At 72.9% G+C, this 19,083-nt stretch carries 20 protein-coding genes; 4 read left to right on the top strand and 16 right to left on the bottom strand.

Annotated elements, in window-relative coordinates:
- Position 1: 1 nt before the first annotated feature.
- The 3 genes from OG534_RS19775 to OG534_RS19765 all read right to left on the bottom strand — a co-directional run bounded on the left by OG534_RS19775 (position 2) and on the right by OG534_RS19765 (position 2,930).
- Entirely contained in the window at positions 2 to 919 is a 918-nt protein-coding gene (locus tag OG534_RS19775) for a sigma factor-like helix-turn-helix DNA-binding protein (RefSeq protein WP_326589417.1), read from the bottom strand.
- A 143-nt stretch (positions 920 to 1,062) separates the two neighbouring features.
- Positions 1,063 to 2,307: a GNAT family N-acetyltransferase gene (locus tag OG534_RS19770; protein ID WP_326589415.1), complete on the bottom strand. Its 1,245-nt coding sequence runs from the start codon at positions 2,305 to 2,307 to the stop codon at positions 1,063 to 1,065.
- A 47-nt stretch (positions 2,308 to 2,354) separates the two neighbouring features.
- Positions 2,355 to 2,930: an RsiG family protein gene (locus tag OG534_RS19765; protein WP_326589414.1), complete on the bottom strand. Its 576-nt coding sequence runs from the start codon at positions 2,928 to 2,930 to the stop codon at positions 2,355 to 2,357.
- 136 nt (positions 2,931 to 3,066) lie between these two features.
- Between OG534_RS19765 and dtd the strand changes: the two genes are divergently transcribed.
- On the top strand, positions 3,067 to 3,492 hold the full coding sequence (dtd, locus tag OG534_RS19760) for a D-aminoacyl-tRNA deacylase (protein WP_326589412.1): 426 nt from the start codon (positions 3,067 to 3,069) through the stop codon (positions 3,490 to 3,492).
- Positions 3,493 to 5,105: 1,613 nt separating this feature from the next.
- Here the strand turns inward: dtd and ygfZ are convergent.
- The 13 genes from ygfZ to OG534_RS19700 all read right to left on the bottom strand — a co-directional run bounded on the left by ygfZ (position 5,106) and on the right by OG534_RS19700 (position 15,243).
- Positions 5,106 to 6,074, bottom strand: coding sequence for a CAF17-like 4Fe-4S cluster assembly/insertion protein YgfZ (gene ygfZ, locus OG534_RS19755; RefSeq protein ID WP_326589411.1), 969 nt, complete (start codon positions 6,072 to 6,074; stop codon positions 5,106 to 5,108).
- Between the two features lie 21 nt (positions 6,075 to 6,095).
- A complete protein-coding gene (locus OG534_RS19750) occupies positions 6,096 to 6,548 on the bottom strand; it encodes a Fur family transcriptional regulator (protein ID WP_326589410.1) in 453 nt (150 codons plus the stop codon).
- A gap of 80 nt (positions 6,549 to 6,628) precedes the next feature.
- Positions 6,629 to 7,201 carry an FABP family protein gene (locus OG534_RS19745; RefSeq protein WP_030659031.1) on the bottom strand — a complete coding sequence of 191 codons (573 nt, stop codon included), beginning with the start codon at positions 7,199 to 7,201 and terminating at the stop codon, positions 6,629 to 6,631.
- 317 nt (positions 7,202 to 7,518) lie between these two features.
- A complete protein-coding gene (locus OG534_RS19740; protein ID WP_326589408.1) occupies positions 7,519 to 8,424 on the bottom strand; it encodes a hypothetical protein in 906 nt (301 codons plus the stop codon).
- Positions 8,421 to 9,431, bottom strand: a complete 1,011-nt coding sequence (locus OG534_RS19735) for a hypothetical protein (RefSeq protein ID WP_326589407.1) — start codon at positions 9,429 to 9,431, stop codon at positions 8,421 to 8,423. Before OG534_RS19735 ends, OG534_RS19740 begins: the two co-directional genes overlap by 4 nt.
- Positions 9,428 to 10,099 carry a hypothetical protein gene (locus OG534_RS19730; protein ID WP_326589406.1) on the bottom strand — a complete coding sequence of 224 codons (672 nt, stop codon included), beginning with the start codon at positions 10,097 to 10,099 and terminating at the stop codon, positions 9,428 to 9,430. Before OG534_RS19730 ends, OG534_RS19735 begins: the two co-directional genes overlap by 4 nt.
- A gap of 285 nt (positions 10,100 to 10,384) precedes the next feature.
- Positions 10,385 to 10,648: a DUF3099 domain-containing protein gene (locus OG534_RS19725; RefSeq protein WP_326589405.1), complete on the bottom strand. Its 264-nt coding sequence runs from the start codon at positions 10,646 to 10,648 to the stop codon at positions 10,385 to 10,387.
- Between the two features lie 132 nt (positions 10,649 to 10,780).
- Positions 10,781 to 11,071: a DUF1416 domain-containing protein gene (locus OG534_RS19720; protein WP_007265476.1), complete on the bottom strand. Its 291-nt coding sequence runs from the start codon at positions 11,069 to 11,071 to the stop codon at positions 10,781 to 10,783.
- 53 nt (positions 11,072 to 11,124) lie between these two features.
- Entirely contained in the window at positions 11,125 to 11,970 is an 846-nt protein-coding gene (locus OG534_RS19715; protein WP_326589404.1) for a sulfurtransferase, read from the bottom strand.
- Positions 11,971 to 12,148: 178 nt separating this feature from the next.
- Positions 12,149 to 12,232: a putative leader peptide gene (locus OG534_RS38705; protein WP_350206375.1), complete on the bottom strand. Its 84-nt coding sequence runs from the start codon at positions 12,230 to 12,232 to the stop codon at positions 12,149 to 12,151.
- 161 nt (positions 12,233 to 12,393) lie between these two features.
- Positions 12,394 to 13,110 (bottom strand): LmeA family phospholipid-binding protein, encoded by a 717-nt coding sequence (locus OG534_RS19710; RefSeq protein WP_326589402.1) that lies wholly within the window; start codon positions 13,108 to 13,110, stop codon positions 12,394 to 12,396.
- A 137-nt stretch (positions 13,111 to 13,247) separates the two neighbouring features.
- Positions 13,248 to 14,486, bottom strand: coding sequence for a hypothetical protein (locus OG534_RS19705; RefSeq protein WP_326593711.1), 1,239 nt, complete (start codon positions 14,484 to 14,486; stop codon positions 13,248 to 13,250).
- Between the two features lie 502 nt (positions 14,487 to 14,988).
- Positions 14,989 to 15,243: a MoaD/ThiS family protein gene (locus OG534_RS19700; RefSeq protein WP_326589401.1), complete on the bottom strand. Its 255-nt coding sequence runs from the start codon at positions 15,241 to 15,243 to the stop codon at positions 14,989 to 14,991.
- Positions 15,244 to 15,703: 460 nt separating this feature from the next.
- Between OG534_RS19700 and OG534_RS19695 the strand changes: the two genes are divergently transcribed.
- The 3 genes from OG534_RS19695 (at position 15,704) to OG534_RS19685 (ending at position 19,055) form a co-directional block, all read left to right on the top strand.
- Positions 15,704 to 16,543: a response regulator transcription factor gene (locus OG534_RS19695; RefSeq protein WP_326589399.1), complete on the top strand. Its 840-nt coding sequence runs from the start codon at positions 15,704 to 15,706 to the stop codon at positions 16,541 to 16,543.
- A gap of 24 nt (positions 16,544 to 16,567) precedes the next feature.
- Positions 16,568 to 17,590 carry a LacI family DNA-binding transcriptional regulator gene (locus OG534_RS19690; protein ID WP_326589398.1) on the top strand — a complete coding sequence of 341 codons (1,023 nt, stop codon included), beginning with the start codon at positions 16,568 to 16,570 and terminating at the stop codon, positions 17,588 to 17,590.
- Between the two features lie 316 nt (positions 17,591 to 17,906).
- Entirely contained in the window at positions 17,907 to 19,055 is a 1,149-nt protein-coding gene (locus OG534_RS19685; protein WP_326589396.1) for a S1C family serine protease, read from the top strand.
- Positions 19,056 to 19,083: the final 28 nt, after the last annotated feature.

Raw genomic sequence — 19,083 nt, 5'->3', positions numbered from 1 at the left:
CTCAGTTGTCCAAGACGATCACGTCGATGCGTTCCAGCCGGTCCGGATCCGCGAGGACGTCCATGGCGACGATACGGTCGCCGCCGACCGCGAAGCCCGTGACGGCGACGGCCTTGCCGCCCGGCGGGATCGTGACGACGCCCGGCGCGCCGTCGATCAGCGCGGGCCGCCCGTACGGTGCGAGCCGCTGGAAGACGAGTGCCTGACGGGCCACCGCCCCGGCGCCCAGCGCCATTTCGGCCCGGTCCACGTGCAGCACGACGTCCGGGTCGAAGACCGCGACCAGATCCTCGAAGCTGCCGTCGCGGACCGCGGCGAGGAAGGCCCCGACGATCTCCCGCTGCCGCCGCCCCTTCTCGGCGAACGGCGAAAGTTCCGATCCCGGATCCGACCCCGACCCCGACCCCCACTCCGGCTCCGGCGCCCCGCCCCGCACCCGCCGCCGCGCGCGGCTCGCCAACTGCCGCGCACCGGCCGGAGTCCGCTCCACGATGGGTGCGATCTCGTCGAACGGCAGCCCGAACAGGTCGTGCAGGACGAACGACAGCCGCTCCGCGGGCGCCAGTTGCTCCAGTACGGCGAACAGCGCGAGCCCGACCGAGTCCGCGAGCAGCAGCCCCTCCTGCTCCGCCGCCGCCGGCCCGTGTGACCGGCCCGGCGACGGCTCCGCGGACCCGCCCGGGGCATTGCGGGCGCGCAGCCGCTCCACGCAGACCCGGGCGACGACCGTGGTCAGCCACCCGCCCATGTCGTACGCCGACGCCGCACCCCCGTCCGCACGGCAGCCGAGGCGCGAGCCCGCCTCCTCGATCGCGTCCTGCGCCTCGGGCAGCGAGCCCAGCATCCGCTCGGCCACCGCCCGCAGCTGCCCGCGCCGTTCCTCGAACCGCGCCGCAAGGTACGCGCCGTCACCGTTCATGCAGGGCTCCCCTCGTCCGTTCTTCCGCGTCCGTCACCACGCTGACCGACCGCGGCCCGCGCATGTGACCGGACCCGGACCCGGAACCGGAACCGGAACCGGAACGGCGGCGGGAGCAGCAACAGGAACGGCGACGGGACGGATCAGAAGATGTCCGGGCACCAGGGACGGCGCGCGGTCCGGAACACCGCGTCCGCCAGCGCGACCGCCCCCGGCCGCTCCTCCACCACCCGACCGAGCGCGGCCAGCCGCACCGCGGACGCGTCGCCGAGGTACAGGGAGCCCAGCGCGGACGCGTCCAGCCGCAGGTCGGCCGCCTCCTCGGTCCGCTCGCAGGTGCCGGCGCCCGCGTCCAGCCGGTAGCGGCCGGCCGCCGGACCCGCGTCGTCCGCGACCTCCAGGACGAGCACCCCGGGCACCTCGTACGTCCGCGCGCCCAGCGCCCGTACGACGTCCAGCACCCGCACCCACAGGAAGTCCGCGGAGGTGACGATCCGGGCCGACCGCGGGTCGGGCAGCAGCTGCGGGACGAGGTCGTCGGGGGCGCGGTAGCCGGTGCGGACCTTCACCACCCAGTCGATGGAGCACAGGAACTGCCACAGCGCCCGCTCCGCCTGCGGGGTGAGCCCCAGCAGGCCCCAGACCTGCACGGTGTTCTGCGGGACCTTCCCGTCCGCCCAGTTGTCGTCGGACCGGTACGCGACCAGTCCCGCCACCTCACCGGCCTCCGTGCGGTACACCGCGAAGAACTTCTCCCGGTACGGGCGGTGCGAGACCTCCTCCCGGCCGGTCAGCACGTTCCACCAGCGCTCGTCCCGGTTCACCATGCCGTGCGTGCGCGCCCGCAGCCGCTCGTGCAGCTCCGGGCCGACCCGCCGCACCTCGGCCTCGTCCACCAGATCGATCCGCCCGCCGTCCACGGGACCCGCCAGCCGCCGGTCCAGTCCGGTGCGCGGTACGTCGATCTCCCATTCGGACAGGAAGGTCGCGGGCCCGAAGCCGTACCGCCCGTAGATCGGGTACTCGGCGGCGACCAGCGTCGAGAGCACGTCGCCGCGCGCCCGGGCGGCGGCGAACTCGGCGGCCATCATCCGGGTCAGCAGGCCCTGGCGGCGGTGGGTGGGCAGCACGCCCACGTTGGAGATCGCGGTGGAGCCGACGACCGCCCCGCCGGGCACGGTCAGCTCCTGCGCGAAGGAGCGGAAGGTGGCCACGCAACGGCCGGTGTCGGAGTCGAACGCGCCCTGGATCCGGGAGAGGTCGTTGTACTTGGCCTTCTGGGCCACGTCGGAGTCGGTCACAGGCGCCGCGGTCAGGAAACCGGTGTTCATGGCCCGTAGCCAGTCGGGGAGTTCGGATTCGGCGATCGGCCGGACGTCAGCAGTCATAGCCGCCCACGCTAATCGCCCGACCGGCGCCCGGTCGCCCCAATTACCTACGCCAGCAGGTCGTCCACCTGCGCCTCGCCCTCCCGGTACCGCCGGGTGATCTCCGCACTGCACTCGTCCACCGTGCGCTGCAGCTGCTGCCGCTGCCGCGAGACCTGCTGCTCGTACCGCACCAGGCGCCCCATCCCGTCGTGCAGTTCGCCGTCCGTGCGCGCGCCCAGGTCCGAGAGCTCCACATCGGACAGCATCTCCGCCGCCAGCAGCCGGTACTGCTCGCTGTGCGGGGTGCCGAGCGTGACGTGCCGGGCGGAGGCGCTGCGGCTGGAGGGCGCGTCGGCGAGGATCACCGAGAGCCGGTCCACCACCGGCGCCTCGGGGTCGGTCCGCCGGGCGAGTTCGGCTCGCAGGATGTCGATGCGGCCCTGGAGCAGTCTGCGCACATAGCTCAGATCGGCCTCGTCGCGCTGCGCGTCCCGGCGCAGCGCCCGCAGCTCCGGCAGCCCGAGCGCGGTGGTCGCGGTCGTCGCCCCCTGCGTCTCGGCCGTGCGCTGCGCGGGCGGTCGTACCGCGGCAGCTGCGACGGAAGCGGGTGATGCAGGTACGGAGGTACCAGAAGTATTCATACGAACGAGTCCGTCCCCTCGACCGGTGCGGCGCACCCGCACCGCCTGCGTGCATGGTGCCACTCTCCGTGGCCCCCGTGCAGTCCCACTCCACCCGATCGGCCCCGGACGGGTGCACGGCTGGTACACAGGTGGTATGCGAGCAGTGGTGCAGAGGGTGGACGGCGCGAGCGTCGTCGTGGGTGGCGAGACCGTCGGAGAGATCGTCGGCGAAGGGCTGTGCGTGCTGGTGGGGGTGACCCACGACGACACGCCGGAGAAGGCCGCGGTGCTGGCGCGCAAGCTGTGGTCCGTGCGGATCCTGGAGGGCGAGAAGTCCTGCAGCGACAACGGCGCACCGCTGCTGGTGATCTCGCAGTTCACGCTCTACGGCGACGCCCGCAAGGGCCGGCGTCCCACGTGGAACGCGGCGGCGCCCGGCCCGGTGGCCGAGCCGCTGGTCGACGAGGTGGTCGCGCAGCTGCGGGCGCTGGGTGCGACGGTGGCGACGGGCCGGTTCGGGGCGGACATGCGGGTCTCGCTGACCAACCACGGTCCGTTCACCATCGTCATCGACGTCTAGCGGCTCCGCTCCCCCGTCCTGTCCCCGTCCCCTGTTGCTCCGCGCGCGGGACGTGTCGTCGCGCCGCCGGTGCCGTCGGCGCGGCGACGGGGTCGCGTGGGGCAGCGTGGGCGCATGGCTTCCGGAACGCGTGCTCTCGCCGTGGTGGCCGGCCTCTTCACGGCGGTGCAGTTGCTGCTCGTGGTCCCCGGGTCCGGTATCGGGTGGGACGAGGCCGTCTACGCCAGCCAGGTCAGCCCGTACGTGCCGGCCGCCTTCTTCAGCGCCCCGCGCGCCCGCGGCATCACCTTCCTGGCCGCCCCCGCCGCCGCGCTCGGCCAGGACCCGGTCAACCTGCGGGTGTGGTTCGCACTGCTCTCCGGGGGTGCGCTCTTCGGGTCGTTCCGGGTCTGGCTGACGATCCTGCGGCCCGCGGTCGTGGTGATGGCGGCCGGGCTGTTCGCGAGCCTGTGGATCACCCTGCTCTACGGCTCGCAGGCCATGCCCAACCTGTGGGTGGCCTACGGGGCCGTCGTGGCGGTCGCCTGCTTCCTGCTGCCGCCCTCGCGCCGCGCGCACGCGGGCCTCGCCGCCGCCCTGGCGCTGGTCGCCCTCATGCGCCCCTCCGACGCGCTCTGGCTGGCCCTGCCCCTCGCGGTGGCCGCTCTCGCCGCCCGCGCCCCGGTCCGGCTGGTTCCGCTCGCCGCGGGGGTCGGGCTGGGCGCGCTGCCGTGGGTGGTGGAGGCGTACCTGCGCTACGGCGGGCTCGCGGCCCGGCTGCACCGGGCCGGGGAGATCCAGGGCGGCTTCGGCGGGCAGTTCGCGTTCGGCGCCCAGCTGCGGGCCCTGTCCGGCCGTACGCTGTGCCGCCCGTGCAGCGACGTGGCGTGGGGGCGGCCCGAGCTGGCCCTGTGGTGGTTCGCGCTGCCGGTGGCCGTCGCGGCCGGGATCGCCGTCGCGCGCGGCCGCCGCCGGCCGCTGGTGCTGGCCACCGCGGCGGCCGTGTCCGTCTCCGTGCCGTACCTGTTCCTCATCGGATACGCGGCGCCCCGCTTCCTGCTGCCGGCGTACGCGCTGCTCGCGCTGCCCGCGGCGCAGGCCCTCGTACACGCGGCCCGGACCTGGCGCCGGCCCGCCGTGGCCGTCCTCGCCGTCGCCCTGGCCGGGCACCTGGCCGTCCAGTACGCGGTGCTCCACCGGGCGGCGGACCGCTACCGGGACCTGCGCACGGCGTACGCGCGCACCGCCGCGGAGCTGCACCGCCGCGGCGTCCACCCGCCCTGCACGGTCAGCGGCCACGAGGCGGTCCGCGTGGCCTACGCGCTCGGCTGCTCCTCGCGGCAGGTCGGCGGCCACGACGGCAGCATCGACGCCGCCGGGCTCCGGGCGATGGCCTGCGGCCGGCCGGTGGTGCTGCTGACGGCCGGCGGCGCACCGCCTCCGGCGTTCGCCCGCGCGCGCGTGGCGCCCCCACGGCCTGAGCCCGCTCCCGGGAACCCGCACCCTGCACGCCCTCCTGCCCCCGGCCTGCACCGACGAAGGCGGCCCGGGCGGCCGGGGCCATCAGGGCCATCAGGGCCATCAGGGCGCGACCCTGCCGTCCCGGCCGTGATCCGCCGGGACGGGCGGCGGCCTCAAGGCGCTACGACGACCTCCTGCGCGGCGGCCGTCGTCCCGGCCAGCAGCGGCGCGTCGACCGGCACGTTCCGCTTGACCAGCGCGAGGGCGATCGGGCCCAGCTCGTGGTGGCGGACGGCGGTGGTCACGAAGCCCAGCTGGCGGCCCTCCTCCCCGTCCGCGGCGAGCCGCACCGGGGCGCCGTGCGCCGGGAGCAGCACCTCCGAGCCGTCCAGGTGCAGGAAGACCAGGCGGCGCGGGGGCTTGCCCAGGTTGTGGACGCGGGCCACCGTCTCCTGGCCGCGGTAGCAGCCCTTCTGCAGGTGCACGGCGGTGCCGATCCAGCCCAGCTCGTGCGGGATGGTGCGGTGGTCGGTCTCCAGGCCGAGCCGCGGCAGGTGCGCCTCGACGCGCAGGGCCTCGTAGGCGAGGAGGCCGGCGGCCGGGCCGTGCGAGGCGGCGAAGGACTCCAGCTCGGCGCGGGGCAGGAAGACGTCGCGGCCGTGCGCGGTCTCCCGTACGACGTGCTCCTTGGCGACCTCGGCGATGGAGCCGGCCGGCAGGTGCACCACCGCGAACTCCTCGGTGCGGTCGGCGACTTCGACGCGGTAGAAGAACTTCATCGACTCCAGGTAGGCGATCAGCTCCCCCTGGGTGCCGGGCTCCACGTGCGCCCAGGTGGTCTCGCCGTCGTCGACGAGGTAGAGCGCGTGTTCGATGTGGCCGTTCGCGGAGAGGATCAGCGCCTCGGTGGCCTGGCCGGCCGGCAGCTCGGTGAGGTGCTGGGTGAGCAGGAGGTGCAGCCAGCTGAGCCGCTCGGGCCCGGAGACGGTGACGACTCCGCGGTGCGAGAGGTCGACGAAGCCGCGCCCGTCGGCGAGCGTGCGCTGTTCGCCGTACAGCTCGCCGTAGTGGGCGGCGACGCCCTCGTCGCGGCCTTCGGCCTGCACGGCGCCGGGGAGATGGAGCAAGGGGCTGCTGGTCATGGGACCAAGCGTACGACCCGGCTACGCCTGACCGGCACGCTGTTTCGCCGCACACTTGCGGCACAGCCCGAAGATCGCGAAGTGCTTCATGTCGGTCTCGAAGCCGAAAGTGCCGCGGAGCTTCGCCGTGAACTCGGCGGCGACGTCCACGTCCGCCTCGATCACGTCGGCGCAGTCGCGGCACACCAGGTGCATGTGGTGGTGCCGGTCGGCGAGGTGGTAGGTCGGGGCCCCGTGCCCGAGGTGGGCGTGCGAGACGAGGCCGAGCTCCTCCAGGAGCTCCAGCGTCCGGTAGACGGTGGAGATGTTGACCCCGGAGGCGGTCTTGCGCACCTGGGCGAGGATCTCGTCCGGGGTGGCGTGCTCCAGGGTGTCGACCGCTTCCAGCACGAGCTGGCGCTGCGGGGTCAGCCGGTAGCCGCGCTGCCGCAGATCGGCCTTCCAGTCGGTGCCTTCGCTGCTCTCGGTGCTCACCACCCGGCCAGTGTAAGCGCGCGAAGGGGACCGCGGGTCGGCCCCGCGGTCCCCTTCTGCACAGCCTGTGGACGGATCGGTCAGCGGAAGAAGGCGATGCCGTCGTCCGGCATGTCCGGGAGGTTGCGCGCCATCTCCGCGACCTCCTCGGGCGTGACGACCTTCTTGAGCTGGGCCGACATGTACGGACGCAGCTCGACGTCCGGGGTGGCCTTCTCGCCGACCCACATGAGGTCGCTCTTCACGTATCCGTAGAGCCGCTTGCCGCCGCTGTACGGCCCGGAGGCCGCGGTGCGGGCGACCGCGTCGGTGACCAGGTCGATCTGGGGCTTCTGGTCGGCGAGCTCGCCGTACCAGACCTCGACGACGCCCTGGTCGCGGACCATGACGATCTCGACCTTGCGGTCCTTGTCGATGCGCCAGTAACCCGACTCGGACTCCAGCGGGCGCACCTTGTTGCCCTCGGCGTCGAGGACCCACGTGTGGGAGGTGTACTCCAGGAAGTCCCGGCCGTCGTGGCTGAAGACGACCTCCTGGCCGAAGTTGCACTTCTCCTCGCCGGGGAAGTCAAAGACTCCCGCACCCTCCCAGTTGCCGAGGAGGAAGGCGAGGGGGACGAGGCCCGGGTTCAGGTCGGACGGGATCTGGATCATGAATGGATGCTCAGGCGATCTGTGGGAGGGGTTCCGGGGCGGTCTGCTGGGCGCTGGCTCAGCGCTGACCCTGGTACAGCTTCTTGACGGCCAGGCCGGTGAAGGCCATGACGCCGACGCAGACCAGGACCAGCAGGGAGGTGAAGACTGCCTCAAGCACGGGGTGCTCCTCGGAATCGTTTCGGGGCTGTACGGGGCCGGTCCCCAAGCCTACTGGCCCGGGGACCGGCGCACTGTGCGAGGTGGGCCGTACCGGTCGCCCCGGCGGCCGGCCGGGGCCGGGCCACCGGGTCGGGCCTCGGGGCCCGACCCGGTGGTCAGCTCAGGAGCTGGCCCTGCAGCAGCACGGTCTGGTGGAAGGGGACGGGGGCCACCTCGCCCTTGCGGGTCTGGACGACCATGCCCAGGACGTCACCCGCCTGGAGGCAGCCGAGCTTGGTCTGCTCGTCGCCGAGGACGGGCGGGACCTCCTGGTACACGATGACCTCGCGCTCGCCGATCACGCCCGACCCCGGGAATCCCATCGGGAGGCTGCTGGCCTGCGTGTTCTTGGTCTTGTTCCAGACGTCGTCCAGGTCCAGGGCCGAGACGCCGTCCAGCGGGGCGTTGAACGTGCAGCCCTTGAAGGCGTCCACGAAGCCCGACGCGTGGAAGCGCAGCAGGTACACGTGGGTACGCGTGCCGTCCGCCATGGTCCAGCCGCGGCCGGTGATCTGGCGCAGCCCGTCCCATTCGAGCTGCTGCTTCAGCTTCTCGCGGGCCTCGGGGGTGTACTCCTCCAGGAAGGCGTCGACCGACACCACCCCGCCCTTGTCCACCTTGAACGCGTCGTCGGTCTTCGCGCCCTCGGGGGCGGGCAGGAGCAGGCCGGAGAGCACCGCGTAGTGCGTCTCGTCCTTGTTGTCCGGGCCCTGGGGAAGGGGGGCGCCCGCGGGCAGCGCGGGCTTGGAGAGCACCGGGAACGTCCAGCGGCCGTCGCTCTCGGTGGACAGGCCGGGGATGTCGGTGCGCTCGGGCCGGGTGATCCCGTACGCGACGCCCGCGCCGACGACGGCGAAGACGGCGACGGCGGCGGTCCACCGCAGGGCGGCGAACAGTCGGCGCCGGTCCTTGGGCGGGGCCTCCGGGGCCGCCCAAGGACCGGGCGCCGGCGCGTCCTCGACCGCCGCCCCGGCCGCGGCCGGGGCCTCGGGGGTCGCGTCGATGGTGTTCTGCTCGCTCACGCGGACTCTCCGGGGGACTTGAGGTGGTTCAGCTGTTCCTTGAACAGGGCCGCTGCGTCATTGGGCAGGAAGTCCCCGGACCCGTACACCCGGAAGCTCACCAGCACGTCGCCCTGGACGGCCAGGCAGTCGAGGGCGTCGATCTTCTCGTCCTTCTCCCGGACGAGGGGGCTCAGCATGCACTTGGCGTCCGGGAAGCCGTCCACCTTGGGCGCCTTCCCGTCGGCGTCGACGAGCGAGAGGATCTTCTTGGCGAACTCGCCGAACTGGGCGAGCTGCTGGGGATCCGCCTGCATGAGCTGGATCTCGACCACCGACGCACCGGCGCCGTGGCGCGTGGTGTAGCTGCGTCCGGCCACTCCCTTGAGCTTCAGGCCGGCGAGGGCCTTGTCGCGCTCCGCGCGCTCGCTGCCGGAGAGACCCGTGCGGTCCTCCTTGGCGATCTGCAGCGCCCGCTCGCCCGAGATGAAGTAGTTGTTGCCCTCGGCGTCGATGTCGGGGCCGAGCCAGTAGTTCTTGGGGAGCGGCAGCAGCTTGCCCTGGAGTTCGTTGGCCGGTACGGACGGCACCTCGCCCGGCTCGGCGAGGGGTGCGTCCGCGGCCAGCCAGTAGCGGGTGGGCGCGGTCCGGTCGGCATCGCCGAGTGCGGCCGCGGCCCACAGGCCGCCGCCCGCGAGGACGACGGCGCCCACGGCGGCCGCCACCAGCCGGACGGTCCTGCGGTTCGCCTTGCGCGCGGGCGCGGCCTCTTGGAGGGGCACGGCCACGACGGCCTCCGGCGCCACGGCCTCGGGCGCGACCGGCTCCGGCACCACGGCCTCGGGCGCGACGGCCGGGGCCACGACGGCCTCGGGCGCGACCGGCTCCGCCGCCACGGGCTCCGGCGCGACCGGCTCCGGCGCCACGGCCTCGGGCGCGACGGGCTCTGGTGCGGACTGCTCCGCGGGCACGGCCGGCTCGGGCGCGCTGTCCTCGACGGCGTCGGTCACGTTCTGCCGCTCGCTCACAGCCGCTCCATCTGTCGCTTGGCCAGCTCGGCGACGACGTTCTCGTCGACCTTGCCGCGGTTGTTCGTGTACTGGAGGTGCATGACGATGTCGCCGCGGCGGACGATCGCGGTGCCCATGCGGATCGGGTGGTAGCCGGGCTCCTCGTCGGCTTTGGAGTCGATCCACAGCTGGCCGAAGTCCTCGGGAACGCCGGGAACCTCCCGGCCGTTGTTGCCCGCGTACTTCTTCGTCGGCATGTACTGGTTCACACCCGACTGGAAGCCTTCGGCCCCGCTGCGGTCCCGGAACTGGAGCAGTGTGATCTCGACGAAGTCCCGGTCGCCCACGGACCAGTGAACGGCGGCGATCCGCCTGACGTCGTCGGCGATGAGGCCGCCGACCCCACCGGACGGGTGCTCGAAGTGACCGATGGAGAACTCGTCCGGAGACTGCGGGCCCGAGAAGACGTTCTGGGCGCCGCCGGGGACCTCCACCAGCTTCTTGACGAGGTCCTCGTCCGCCTTGTGCCAGCGGTTCGCGTTGATCGAGCGCAGGGTCGTCGTGTCATTGATCGCCAGCGGCTTCGGGCCCTTGACGTCCTGCTGGGCCAGCGGCGCCAGGGGCGTGGGCTCGCGGTGGTACTGGACGGCGTAGCCGGTGACCGTCCCGGCGAGCACGCCGAGCACGGCCGCGCCCGCGATCAGGATCGTCGTACGGCCGCGGCCCCGGCGGGGCCGCGGGGCCGGAGCGACCGGTGCACCCGGGGCGTCCGAGGATTCCGGAGCATCCGGAACATGCAGATCTGCCCCGGCCTCCCCCTCTTTCCGCTGCTCAGGGATGGTCTGTTCATGTTCCAAGAGGGCCCCCGCAGGACTGGAGGCGCAGGTTCGGTTACCCGCGCGTACCCATGACCCGCCCCCGGGTGGAGCAGTTGTATGAATGCTTATTACATTCTTATCTCGCAGCGCGTTTCACTCGTCATGGCGCCGCTTTCCGTCCAGTTCGTCCCACCACTCGTCGGACTTCGGGTCACCCGAGGGGTCGTCCCACCAGCGGTCGTCCGGGCCGCGCCGGTTGGCGATCATCGCGGCGACCGGCGGGATGACCATGGCGACCACGCACATGGCCACCGCCGCCTCCACCGACAGCAGGCGCACGAAGGACCAGGCGGAGATGAAAAGGACCAGGCATCCGCCCATGAGCAGGAAGTAGGCGCGTCGGCGCCGGGCGTACATGCTTCCAGCGTAGAGCGGGGTCCCGCCGGCACAAGGCGGACGGCACGAAGGGCCGCACCCCGTTCCAGTGGCGTCCAACCCCCGGGGGTGCGGCCCTTCGGCCGATCAATCAGGCGATCACACGTGCGGTGCTCAGACCGCGATCGCCACGTCCGTCACGCCGCCGGCCTCGGCGACCACGACGGCGCGGTCCGCCTGGGCACCCGGGACGAGCGCCCGCAGCGTCCAGGAGCCGGTGGCGGCGTAGAAGCGGAACTGGCCGGTCGCCGAGGTCGGGACCTCGGCGGTGAACTCGCCGGTCGAGTCCAGCAGCCGCACGTAACCGCTGATGGGCTCGCCGTCCTTGGTCACCTGACCCTGGATCGCGGTCTCACCGGGCTTGAGCGTCGCGAGGTCGGGCCCGCCGATCTGTGCTCCACACATGTTCTCTGTCCTGTCCTAGAGAGGTCGTTCTACGGGGCGTCGCGTGCCCGGGATTACTTGTTGGCGCCGAGCTCGATCGGCACGCCGACGAGCGAGCCGTACTCGGTCCACGAGCCGTCGTAGTTCTTGACGTTCTCCTGGCCCAGGAGCTCGTGCAGGACGAACCACGTGAGCGCGGAGCGCTCACCGATGCGGCAGTAGGCGATGGTGTCCTTCGCCAGGTCGACCTGCTCCGCCTCGTAGAGGGCGGTCAGCTCATCATCCGACTTGAAGGTGCCGTCGTCGTTGGCGTTCTTCGACCACGGGATGTTGCGGGCGCTCGGCACGTGGCCGGGGCGCTGCGACTGCTCCTGCGGAAGGTGCGCCGGGGCGAGCAGCTTGCCCGAGAACTCGTCGGGCGAGCGGACGTCGACCAGGTTCAGGGAGCCGATCGCGGCCACGACGTCGTCGCGGAAGGCGCGGATCGAGGTGTCCTGGGCCTTGGCCTTGTACTCGGTGGCCGGGCGGTTCGGGACGTCCTTGCCGTCGACCAGGTCGCGGGAGTCGAGCTCCCACTTCTTGCGGCCGCCGTCGAGGAGCTTCACGTCCTGGTGGCCGTAGAGCTTGAAGTACCAGTAGGCGTAGGAAGCGAACCAGTTGTTGTTGCCGCCGTAGAGGACGACCGTGTCGTCGTTGGAGATGCCCTTGGCGGAGAGGAGCTTCTCGAAGCCCTCCTGGTCCACGAAGTCACGGCGGACCGGGTCCTGGAGGTCGGTCTTCCAGTCGATCCGGACGGCGTTGGTGATGTGGTTCTTGTCGTACGCGGACGTGTCCTCGTCCACCTCGACGATGACGACATTGGCGTCGTTCAGGTGGGCCTCGACCCAGTCGGCGTCTACGAGGACGTCGCTGCGGCTCATGGTGTTCTCCTCCGGGGCAGTGTGCGGCGGGGCTGTGCTGGTGGCGCGATGGCTGCGTGCCTGCAGGTGCGCTCGAGGTCCTGCGCGGGGAGGCGTCAGGGGCTCAGGAGGCGGGTGCGGTCACGCGGGAAGGGCCGTGGGGCCGTCGTCCGGCTGATGGAGCGGATGCGCTCACAGGTCACATGGATCGACAGAGCATGGCGGCGACGCGACACAGGTCAACTGCCCGTCGCTTCGTGAGGTCCGCCTGCTGATGCTTCATAGCCATGGATCGTAGGGACGAATCAGCCGCCCTGTCACCGGTGTGTCATATGTCGAGACAGGATCGTCCGAATGCTGGTATGCGAATGCCCCGGACGGCCCTCGCGACCGCCCCGGGACCCGCCGCGCGGCCCGTCCTTCTGCGGATCGGACCCCGCCGTCTCACGATCCGGCCACCACCACGTTCGAGCCGCCCAGCGTGAGGTGCACACCGGCTTCGTCCGAGGTCAGGGCCGAGAGGTGGAGCCCGGCCGGCAGGCCGCTCTCCAGATTGCGGTCGAAGTCCGTCTTCTTGCGGATCAGCTTCTCGACGCCGGGTATCCCCTCGCCCGGCACCTCGTCGGCGCGCACCCGGACGATCTTGCCGCCCTTCCCGTCCTTCGCGTCCTCCAGAGTGACGGTCGACACCACGCTGCGCGTCAGGGTCTTGCCGAGGACGTCCACCGCCGCGGTGACCTTCACCTTGCCGGGCGCCCCGCCGTAGGAGAGGGTCGCGCCCGTCTGCGAGGCCGCGGTCAGGTCCGCGTACGTGATGAGCCCGGTGCCCTCGGCGCGCTCGGCGGTGCCGCCGCTGTAGTCGCCGTCGAGCTTCACGCCGTGGAAGCTCGCGTCGAGCTCCGAGAGCCGCGTCTTGCGGCCCTCGGCGGTGACCTCGACGCCCCGCAGTTTCAGGTCGATCCGGTCCAGGTCGTGGCTGAGCGCCTGGGTCAGGAAGGGGAATCCGCGGATCTCCACCTCCGAGGTGCCGGCCAGGCCCTGCCGGGCCTGTATCCGGTCGGCCAGCCGGTTCTCGACGTAGCCGACCGCCCAGCGGTCCAGGCCCGCGAACAGGGCGCCCAGCACCACTCCGATGATCACGATGACGCGCAGAGCACGCACGTGCCCCTCCCCCTACTAGTTGGTACGTGCGTTCTAGTGGACCATGTCGGGCCGTCAGGAAGCCGTCAGCGCCCGCCCCATGACATCCGCGTCCGTCCCATGGCGTCCGCGCGCCCGTGCCATGGCGTGCGCGCCGGTCAGCCCACCACCCGGCCGATCAGGTACACGGCGGGAGCGGCGACCGCGAGCGGCAGCGCGACACCGGCCGTCATGTGCACGAACTTCGACGGGTAGTCATACGCCGCCACGCGCAGCCCGATCAGCGCGCACACGCCGGCGACCAGGCCGAGCAGCGCCCCGCCCACCCCGACGGAGGTCAGCCCGCCGACCGCGATGCCCGCACCGGCCGCCGCGGCCAGCGAGACGCCGACCGAGGGAGCGGTGGGCAGCGGCAGCGCGCGGGCGAAGACGGCGACCGCGACGGCGGCCGCGCCGACCGTGACGGCCGCGGAATCGGCCGCCAGGTAGCCGGCGCAGACGATGGCGAGGGCGGCCGAAGCCACCGAGGCCATCAGCCCGTACATCCGCTCGTCGGGGTCGGCGTGGCTCCGCAGCTGGAGCACGAGGGTGAGCAGCACCCAGGCGCCGAGGGTGCCGACGATCGCGCCGGGACCGTGCGTGGAGTCCACCGCGAGCACGGCCACGTCGGCGACCACGGCTCCGGCGAAGGCGAGGGCGATGCCCTGGCGGGCCGGCCACATGCCGTTGAGGCGGAACCAGCCGGCCGCGGTGAGCCCCTGCAGGGCGATCAGCGGCACGAGCAGCGCGAACTGCCCGAGGACGGCGGCCGCGGCGAGCAGCAGGCCGAGGACGGCGGTCAGTATGGCCGACTGCGGGCCGGGGTCGATGATCGGCGACCGGCCTTCGGCACGGGCCTGGGCCGGGTCGACGGCGCGCAGGGTGTTCCCGGCGAGGGTGGGCGGGGACCAGGCGGTGGCCTCCGGCGCTTCGGCGGCGGCCGGGGCCACGGGGGCTTCGGGGGCGGCCGGTGCGGCCGGTGCGGCTGCCTGCGGCGGGAGGTACGCGGTCTGCTCGGCGGCGGCCTCCTGCCCGGGGCCGGGCACCGGCGGCAGGTAGGCCGTCTCGGCGGCCGGGGCGGACTGCCCGGCGGGGCCGGGGTAGGGCGGCAGGTACGCCGTCTCTGCGGCCGCGGCGGGCATCGCCCCGCCCTGGCCGCCCTGGGACCAGTCCTGGACGGGAGCCGGAGCCGGAGCCGGTGCCTGGACCTCGTCGCGGAACCAGCCCTCCGGGGCGGCCGGCTGCTGCGCCGGACCGGGGTACGGCGGCAGGTAGGCGGTCTCCTCGGCCGGAGCCGACTGCTGGGCGGGGCCCGGGTAGGGCGGCAGGTACGCCGTCTCCGCGGCAGCGGCGGGCATCCCCGCGCCCGGGACGCCCTGGGACCAGTCCTGGACGGGAGCCGGAGCGGGAGCGGGTGCGGGTGCGGGAGCCGGTGCCTGGACCTCGTCCCGGAACCAGCCCTCGGGCGCCACGGCCTGCTGCGCGGGGCCCGGTGCCGGCGGCAGGTACCCGGCCTCCTCGACCGGCGCCGGGTAGGAGTACGGCGCGTAGGGCTCGGCGGGCACCTGGCCGGAGCCGTCGGGCCAGGGCACACCCGTACCACCGGCCGGAGCCGGGGCGGGGACCTCGTCGCGGTACCAGCCCTCGGGCGCCACCGCCTGCCCCGGCACCGCGCCCAGCGGCCGCTGTAGCGGCATGTGGCTGGTGTCCCAGGTGTCGGACTGCCAGGTCTGGGTCCCGTACGGATCCTGCTGTTCCGGCCGGCCCTGCTGCTCCTGCTGCTGCTGTTCCTGTTGCTGCGCGTAGTACTGCTGACGCTGCAGTCGCTGCTGTTCCTCGGGGGTACTCATGGGCTCCCGCTCACCCGCCCGCGAACGGCGGGAGCACCTCGACGGTGCCCCCCTCGGTCAGCAGGACGGCATCGTGCGGGCGCTTGCCCACAGGCTCGTCGTTCACGAGGAAGGAGCAGCGCAGCAGGACCCGGGTCAGCTCCCCGGGGTGGCGTTCCCGCACGGCGTCGAGCGCCTCGGCCAGGGTGCGCGCCGAGTACGGCTCCTCCGCCCTCTTGGCCGCGGCCTTGGCCGCCGCCCAGTAGCGGATGGTTCCGGTTGCCACTGCAGCTCCTATCGTCGGCTCTCTACCGTCGGCCTCCATGATGGCCCCTCCCACCGCTCACCCCGGCGTGCCTCGACGCGCCGGGTGTGCGCCCGCTCGGTCCGCCCGTCCCGCTCGGCGGCCCGCCGATCCGGTGAAAACGGGGCATACGCAGGGCAGGAGCGTGGTACGAACCACAGAAGAGGAAACGGAAGAGCCTCGGCCGCGAAAGCGCGGGTGGGCTATTCTGCTTGGCGAGAGGATCCGGGCAACGTTGCCCCCGGGTCCTTTTGTGCTTTCAGCGCGTTGAACGAACCGAGAACAGTGGTACCCATGCGGGCCCCAGGGCGCGGGGATCGCAAGGGCACCAGGCAAGCCGTACGAAGCAGTACCGCGCACGTCCTCGACGGGACCGAGGAGGAACCGACGTGATGGACCAGCGATCCGTGCACCACCGCCCGAACCGGGCAGGTGGCCGGTCATGAGCTCACTCCTGCTGCTCACCAACGCCCTGCAGCCCTCCACCGAGGTGCTGCCCGCGCTCGGCCTGCTGCTGCACAACGTCCGGGTGGCGCCGGCCGAGGGCCCGGCCCTCGTGGACACCCCGGGTGCCGACGTCATCCTCGTGGACGGGCGCCGCGACCTGCCCCAGGTGCGGTCGCTGTGCCAGCTGCTCCGCTCCACCGGACCCGGCTGTCCGCTGATCCTCGTCGTCACCGAGGGCGGCCTGGCGGCCGTCACCGCCGACTGGGGCATCGACGACGTCCTCCTGGACACCGCCGGCCCCGCCGAGGTCGAGGCGCGGCTGCGGCTCGCCACGGGCCGTCAGCAGCTGGGCTCGGACGATTCCCCGATGGAGATCCGCAACGGCGATCTCTCGGTGGACGAGGCCACGTACTCCGCGAAGCTCAAGGGGCGGGTGCTGGACCTCACCTTCAAGGAGTTCGAGCTGCTCAAGTACCTCGCGCAGCACCCGGGCCGGGTCTTCACCCGCGCCCAGCTGCTGCAGGAGGTCTGGGGCTACGACTACTTCGGCGGCACCCGGACGGTCGACGTCCACGTACGGCGGCTGCGCGCCAAGCTCGGCCCCGAGCACGAGTCGCTGATCGGCACGGTCCGCAACGTCGGCTACCGCTTCGTCACGCCGGAGAAGGTCGAGCGGGCCGCGGCGGCGGCGGAGGCCAAGGCCCAGGCGGAGGCCCAGGCCCAGGCGGCGGCCCAGGCCTCCGCGCAGACTGCCGCGCAGGAGGCCGCCGCCGTCACCCGATCGGCGGAAGAGACTGTGAGCATCCACTCCGCAGGACGGCCTGCCCAGAGGTAAGTCACCCCGCGTAGACTGCCGCGCGTGGCCAAGGTGACGCGGGATGACGTGGCGCGACTTGCGGGTACCTCTACCGCCGTCGTGAGCTACGTCATCAACAACGGACCCCGGCCGGTTGCCCCGGCCACGCGCGAGCGTGTCCTCGCCGCGATCAAGGATCTGGGCTACCGCCCGGACCGGGTCGCCCAGGCGATGGCGTCGCGGCGCACCGACCTCATAGGCATGATCGTCCCGGACGCCCGTCAGCCGTTCTTCGCGGAGATGGCGCACGCGGTCGAACAGGCCGCCGCCGAGCGCGGGAAGATGGTGCTGGTCGGCAACTCCGACTACCGCACCGAGCGCGAGGTCCACTACCTGCGGGCCTTCCTCGGGATGCGGGTCTCCGGCCTGATCCTGGTCAGCCAGGGCATGAGCGAGCAGGCGGCCAGCGAGATCGAGGCCTGGGACGCCCGTGTGGTGCTGCTGCACGAGCGCCCGGAGGCGATCGACGACGTCGCCGTCGTCACGGACGACATCGGCGGCGCCCAGCTCGCCACCCGGCACCTGCTGGAGCACGGGCACGAGTACGTGGCCTGCCTCGGCGGCGTGGAGACCACCCCGGAGGTGGGCGACCCGGTCGCCGACCACGTCGAGGGCTGGCGGCGGGCCATGCTGGAATCCGGCCGCTCGATCGAGGGACGGCTCTTCCAGGCCCCGTACAACCGCTACGACGCGTACCGGGTGGCCCTGGAGGTCCTGTCGGGGCCGGACCGTCCGCCGGCCATCTTCTGCGCCACGGACGACCAGGCGATCGGGCTGCTGCGCGCGGCGCGGGAGCTGCGGATCGACGTGCCCGGGGAACTGGCCGTGGCGGGCTTCGACGACGTCAAGGAAGCGGCCCTGACGGACCCGCCCCTGACGACCATCGCCTCGGACCGTCCGGCGATGGCCCGCGCGGCGGTGGACCTCGTCCTGGACGACTCCCTCCGGGTGGTCGGCTCCCGTCGCGAGCGCCTGAAGCAGTTCCCGTCGGCGCTGGTGATCCGGCGCTCCTGCGGCTGCTGCTGACGCCGGCGCGGGCCCGCAGCCGGGTGGGGGCCGAGCCCCGACCCTGCCTGCGGCCCGCCGTTCCGGGGGCTCCGCCCCAGACCCCGCGCCTCAATCGCCGGCGAGGCTGAAAGATCCGGGGCTCCGGCCCGCGGGTTTCGCCACTGCGCCGCAGGCAAATTCAGCCCCTCCAGCGTTTGAGGAGCGGGGTCTGGGGCCGGCCCCCGAACGCGGCGCGGCAGCCGCAATACGGCCTTACACCGGGCATACGAGGTTCTGTCGGGCTTCTCAGGCCAGGCTCAGGAAGCTCTCATGATCGGCCATCAGAGTCGTGGTCATGACCGACAGCTTCCGCCGCGACGGCGAGTACCCCCAGGACCGCCCCACCCCGGCCGGGGCGTACCCCCCGCCGCCCGTGTACCCGCCCGCCGCCCCCGGCTGGCACGAGGCCCACCAGCCCCCGGTCATCCGCGGCGAGACGGTCCCCGCAGGCGAAGCCGTCGGAGGCAACGGCGGCGGCCACGGCCGGCCCGCCCACGCCGCCAATCCCGCCCCCCGCGCCAAGCGCCCCGCCACCCTGCTGATCGCCGTCGCACTCGCCGCGGCCCTGGTCGGCGGCGGCACGGCGGCCGCCGTCCAGCAGCTGATGGACCGGCAGACCGGCGGCGCCGGCGGCGTCAACGGCACCAACGTCTCGCAGTCCTACACCGGCACCGTCACGGGCGTCGCCGAACAGGTCAGCCCCTCGGTCGTCCGCATCGACACGCGCACCGCGTCCGGCCAGGGCACCGGCTCCGGCATCGTCATCACCGCCGACGGCGAGATCGTCACCAACAACCACGTCGTCAGCGGCGCCGCCGAGATCCAGGTGACGATGAGCGACGGCAAGACGTACAAGGCCACCCTCGTCGGCACCGACCCCGACAAGGACCTGGCCCTGATCAAGCTCCAGGGCGCCACCGGCCTCAAGCCCGCCAAGCTCGGCGACTCCGGCGGCGTCAAGGTCGGCGACCAGGTCGTCGCCATCGGCTCCCCCGACGGCCTCACCGGCACCGTCACCAGCGGCATCGTCTCCGCGCTGAACCGCGAGGTGAAGGTCCCGAAGTCGGAGCAGCGGTCCCCGCAGAACCGGCAGCAGGACGACGGCGGCTGGCCCTTCTCCTTCGGCGGCCGGCAGTTCAACGGGGACACCGGCTCGGACACCACCTCGTACAAGGCCCTCCAGACCGACGCCTCCCTCAACCCCGGCAACTCCGGCGGCGCCCTGGTCAACATGAACGGCGAGATCGTGGGCATGCCCTCCGCGATCTACTCCCCCTCCTCCAGCAGCGCCACGGCCGGCAGCGTCGGCCTCGGCTTCGCCATCCCGGTCAACACGATCAAGGCCGACCTGGACTCCCTGCGCAAGGGCGGCCCCGGCGGGACGGGTTCCGCCGGAACCGATGGCAGCGGATCCGCCGCCGACGGCTTCGGCACCTCCTTCTAGCCCGCCCGTGCGAGGCTGGAGGCGCCGC

The sequence above is a fragment of the Streptomyces sp. NBC_01294 genome, assembly GCF_035917235.1.
GTDB classification, from domain to species: domain Bacteria; phylum Actinomycetota; class Actinomycetes; order Streptomycetales; family Streptomycetaceae; genus Streptomyces; species Streptomyces caledonius.
The sequence above is the reverse complement of the archived record's forward strand: the minus strand, read 5'-3'. Positions and strand labels throughout refer to the sequence as shown.